Origin of the sequence: Psychrobacter sp. 1Y1 (assembly GCF_051847395.2) — a bacterium.
In the GTDB taxonomy this organism is placed as follows: domain Bacteria; phylum Pseudomonadota; class Gammaproteobacteria; order Pseudomonadales; family Moraxellaceae; genus Psychrobacter.
In genome coordinates, this window is sequence record NZ_JBPYDF020000004.1 from 1 (window position 1) to 4,738 (window position 4,738).

6 protein-coding genes are annotated in these 4,738 nt (G+C 38.4%); 3 read left to right on the top strand and 3 right to left on the bottom strand.

The genetic code is table 11. The features are described 5' to 3' along the window. Positions 1-61: 61 nt before the first annotated feature. Positions 62-382 carry a plasmid mobilization protein gene (locus ACS8FA_RS27905; RefSeq protein ID WP_439267478.1) on the bottom strand — a complete coding sequence of 107 codons (321 nt, stop codon included), beginning with the start codon at positions 380-382 and terminating at the stop codon, positions 62-64. A gap of 253 nt (positions 383-635) precedes the next feature. On the opposite strand from ACS8FA_RS27905, the gene ACS8FA_RS27910 reads away from it, so the two are divergent. Both ACS8FA_RS27910 and repM read left to right on the top strand, forming a co-directional pair. Continuing rightward, complete coding sequence (locus tag ACS8FA_RS27910) at positions 636-1,133, top strand: hypothetical protein (RefSeq protein ID WP_439267476.1); 498 nt, start codon at positions 636-638, stop codon at positions 1,131-1,133. Positions 1,134-1,410: 277 nt separating this feature from the next. Further along, positions 1,411-2,349, top strand: a complete 939-nt coding sequence (gene repM, locus ACS8FA_RS27915) for a replication initiation protein RepM (protein WP_439267474.1) — start codon at positions 1,411-1,413, stop codon at positions 2,347-2,349. 14 nt (positions 2,350-2,363) lie between these two features. Here repM and ACS8FA_RS27920 read toward each other — a convergent pair whose 3' ends face one another. Beyond that, the gene (locus ACS8FA_RS27920) at positions 2,364-2,570 is read right to left on the bottom strand and encodes a hypothetical protein (protein ID WP_439267472.1); all 207 of its coding nucleotides are present in this window, start codon (positions 2,568-2,570) and stop codon (positions 2,364-2,366) included. A 90-nt stretch (positions 2,571-2,660) separates the two neighbouring features. Here ACS8FA_RS27920 and ACS8FA_RS27925 point away from each other — a divergent pair, with 90 nt between their 5' ends. After that, on the top strand, positions 2,661-3,695 hold the full coding sequence (locus ACS8FA_RS27925) for an SEL1-like repeat protein (protein ID WP_522902008.1): 1,035 nt from the start codon (positions 2,661-2,663) through the stop codon (positions 3,693-3,695). Positions 3,696-3,747: 52 nt separating this feature from the next. Here ACS8FA_RS27925 and ACS8FA_RS27930 read toward each other — a convergent pair. Continuing rightward, a partial coding sequence (locus ACS8FA_RS27930) for a relaxase family protein (protein WP_522902009.1) occupies positions 3,748-4,738 on the bottom strand: 991 nt, incomplete at its 5' end.

Sequence of the window (4,738 nt, forward strand, 5' to 3'; positions counted from 1 at the left end):
AGCAATAGGTAGTTGAGCGGCCCTGCGCCTGATCCTTGCCCTCTCCTAAAGAACTTAACTATCATTCCTCACCTCGTAAATGTTCATCGAGCAGCGCATTAATTGATGCCCTAATAGCAGTGATTTGATCAAGGATACTTTGATCCAATGCTTTATTGGTATTAGCGTGTTTAGTGAGCTGATTCAGATTTGAACCAATACGTCCAAGTGAGCGAACCAAATCAGGATCAGCTGGCTTCATTGGCGTTACTCCCAAACCTAAACCACGCATCCATCCTGCCATAGTTGTTCCCTGTTGCCGCTTTTTTAGCTCAGTCAATTCATCCTTACTCACTCGAATAGTAATCTCTTTGTCTCTTTTATCACGGCTAATCTTTGGCATTGGACGAACTCCTGATTCAGGGTTTGGGGGTCAAGGGGGCGAAGCCCCTTTGTCAGCACCTAAGAGGGGATATTGCAACGAAGTGAAAATAGCCCCCTCTTAGGACTGCTGGCTTAATAATAGCAAAATTAGGAATATTGATATAATATTATTTTTAATCTATTGTAGGTAGATAGTTTATAGTTATTGTGGGTAGATGGTTTTTGTTATTGTCTATAGTGAGTTTTACTAATTGTTTGTAGAGGGTTTAGTAATGGAAGATATCAAGCAGAAAAATCAGAATCGAGTGGAAAACATGAGGCGTGTTAACCTCAAAAGAACAGCAAGAAGTCATGCGATCGTTCTCTTCCTAAGGATTATAGACAACATTGGGAATCTACATGAGGTGATGTATTCTTATCATTTAAAGCATTTATCAAATGATAAGAGAAAGGAGTTATGGCACGCTTTTTGTGATTTGCCTAATATAGAAAAAATAGAAAATAGACAGCTTGATAATATGCATTTGAATGAACACTCCTTAACATCATACAGTGCTGACCAAGTGCTTAAACTAATGGATATTAATTTTAACAAAGGAAAGCTTAAAAGGTTTGCTTCTAAGGATCGTAAGCAAAATAAGGAGCTAGCTCAATTGGTATTATCTGTGGTTAAGAGTGATCCCAAAGCATATAGAGAGACTTTAGATTTGTTTATTAAGTACTGGATAGAAGACTATGAGTTAAGAGAAGAAAAATCTACTAAAGCTTAGAGTGCTTTTTTAATACTTATTTATAGTCAAAAAGGTTTTTAATGCTTTTAATAGCTTTTAAAAGCTTTTACGTCCTCTGTATGTATTGATATAAAAGGGATTGAAAGCGCATTAATATACGTTTATACACCCATTAATATACGTTTATACACCCATTAATATACGTTTATACACCCATTAATATACGTTTATACACCTTTTATATACTTGAATAAATAGGTTGTATATATATATACATTGCTTTAAATTATGTATATTAATAAATAAGAGGGTGTGTATGTCAAATAATAAAATGGTAACTAAAGCTAATGCGCTTATTGAGTCATGTTATACCATTAATCTGGTTGCTCAACGTGTGATCATACTGGCTATTATTGAGGCGAGAGAACAAGGAAGTATGGCTGAGATTGGAGGCATCCACCATATCAAAGCATCTGACTATGAAAAGCATTTTGAATGTGACAAAACGAATGCTTATCGCGCATTAAAATCTGCTTGTGAAAGTCTCTATGAAAGTGAGTTTGTTTGGACTGATAAAGATACTAAGGGACGTGACAGAATAAATAAGTCTAGATTCGTACAACGTGCATCATATTGCGAGGGCGGTGGATATGTTGAGGTTATGTTTGGGAATGACGTTATTCCTCTCATAACAAGGCTTAGTGAGAAATATACAGAGTATGAGTTAAAACAGATAAAAGATTTAAATAGTATCTATGCATTGCGTATGTTTGAAATCTTGATGCAGTGGCTTAGTGTTGGTAAAACACCACAAATTACTATCGAGAATTTACGTACTCGTTTAGGTGTTGAAGAACATGAATATAAAACGATGGGGAATTTTAAAAGTCGTGTTTTAGACTATGCTATTCAAGAGATTAATAATTATACAAATATTACAGCGACCTATGAGCAGCACAAAGAAGGTCGCAGAATTGTTGGGTTCACATTCAAGTTTAAGGTTAAAACTAAGAAGGACTTAGATTCAAAAAGAGATGCTGATACACCTGATATGCTTACCTCATTGAAAATGACCGATAAACAACGCAGTGCGTTTGCGGCTAAGCTAGCTAGAATGAATGAATTATCCAGTTATAGTAAGCCAGGCGAGGACTATCAGCAGTTTGCTAAGCAGATTGAAGACGAGCTATTGGATGAGAGTAAGCATTCTTTTTACATCCCTTATCTTGAAAAGCTAGGTTTTCAACCTTCCTGAGAACTTAACTTTTCTTATTTAGACATAGAGCCTAACAGAGTAAACAACAGCGCCAGTATGAACTGGCCAAAGTACTGTACTAAACCCCAAACTGCTAAAAATATTAATACCCCAAAAAAGCTATGTGGTTCAACTATGTTAAAAGCAATCGTTCCAGTAATAAAAAAGAAAGCGATATATAAAACGAAAATTCCACAACCAACTAGTCCATCGTCCTGCATTCCCATAACCTCAAATTTAATAAAAACTGCTAAATTATTATTTCTATCTGCATTATGCCTTCACAATACTCCCAAAGAGAGATGAAATACATGGTCTTTAATAAATTCAAGTCAGCAGTAATAATTTTTTCTATTACTTTGTTCTCTCTTACTCTTACAAGCTGTCAGAAAACACAAGATGTAGACAGCCAGAATATCTCTGACGAAGCAGATGTTTCCGAAACAGTAGAGGTTTTTGTAAGAGAGGATTTTTCTGACGAAGCAGATGCTTCTGAAACAATAGATATTTCTGAGATAGACGAAAACAGAGTTACCAAAATACAAAAAGCTGCCGATCAAGGCAGTGCTAAAGCTCAGTTTAATCTTGGTGTAATGTACTTTAACGGTGTAGGCATGCGTCAAGACTACAATGAAGCAGAGAAATGGTTTCAAAAAGCTGCCGATCAGGGTTTTGCTGAAGCTCAGTTTAATCTTGGTGTAATGTACTTTAACGGTGTAGGCATGCGTCATGATTACGGTGAAGCAGTGAAATGGTTTCAAAAAGCTGCCGATCAGGGTTTTGCTGAAGCTCAGTATAGTCTTGGGAGTGCGTATGATGAAGGGAAAGGCGTGCGTCAAGACTATAATGAAGCTTTCCAGTGGTACAACAAATCTGCCGATCAGGGTCTTGCTGAAGCTCAGTATAGTCTTGGGATAGCGTACTATGAAGGGAAAGGTGTGCGTCAAGACTATAATGAAGCTTTCCAGTGGTACAACAAATCTGCCGATCAGGGTCTTGCCGAGGCTCAGTACAATCTTGGGAGTGCGTATGATAAAGGGAAAGGCGTGCGTCAAGACTATAATGAAGCTTTCCAGTGGTACAACAAATCTGCCGATCAGGGTCTTGCCGAGGCCCAAGTAAACCTTGGTCTATTGTATTACAATGGCGAAGGCGTAAGCCGTGATTACGGCATGGCACGGCAGCTATTTGAAAAGGCGGCTGAACAAGGCGATTCTACAGCTCAATATAACCTTAGTCTATTGTATTACAATGGCGAAGGCGGGCGTCAAGACTACAACGAAGCAGAGAAATGGCTGCGTAAGGCTTGTGAAAATGGACTTTCTGAAGCTTGCAGCACCTATTAAACAAAAGGTGTTTAAAGTGACCTATGTACGCAAACCTAATTCAATTAAGGAATTATGGACGAGGGCTATAGAAGCGCTGTGGAGCAGTGTTTACAATCTTAGTCGTTGTAACCTCGCGTTTGTTATCAGGTAGCGTAGCCTTAGCTCCAAAATCTAAAGGTTCAGGCGCTTTAATATCGCCATATATTTCTTGATGATACTCTTTCTTGATTTCCATACCTTTAATCCACGTTTTTGAGTCTCTACTTCCACGAGACTCAATAGTTCTAGCATATCTTTGCTGAAGCTCCTCGATAATGCGAGGTTGGTGGTTTACAGCTCGAAAATCCTCTTTGTAAAAAGCACCCTTCAGCCTAATATTCCTCTTCATAGTAGGGTGCAAAACGCTTATAGAGCTTTTAGTGGCACGTTTTATCTCTAACCCTAAACAGCCTAAAAAATTAATTACACTTTTACGGTTTTTAAGTTCGTCATTGGCTAGGCTTTGCAGCATTTTTCGATCAATAGCTTCTTTCAAAGCATTAGTATTAGGAGGGTTGGCAATAATTTCATCGTCCTCTTCCTTTGTAGGCTTAGGCTTTTTATTATACGGTGTCGGGCGTGGCGCATTATTAATGTAAGGATTGGTCAATCGTTTGCGCTCTGGCTCATTGGGGTCAGTTAGCCCATACTCTTGATTGATGATATTTTTGAAAGCATTGACTCTTACTAAGTCGGCTTTTGCATAGAATGGCTGTAACCGTTTACCGCTTCTCAGCTCTTGACCTGGAATCAGAAAATTTAGTTCAAGCCGTCCGTCTTTATCGCTATGTTCTATCCATAAAATATCGTACTGGTCAGGCTCTAGCCCTGTAAACAAGGTATCTTCAAAGCGTTGCATGATGTCTTTCTTCTGCTCATCAGTAAGCCCCTTAGCATCTTCCGTAAAAGATAACACTCCTGACTTATACTTTTGCTTATAAGGTGTAGTATTAATCAGTTGCTCAGTGAGCCTAGGATCGCCGTAGAGCACCTTTGCACCCTCTCTAGGCTTACCCTTAGTC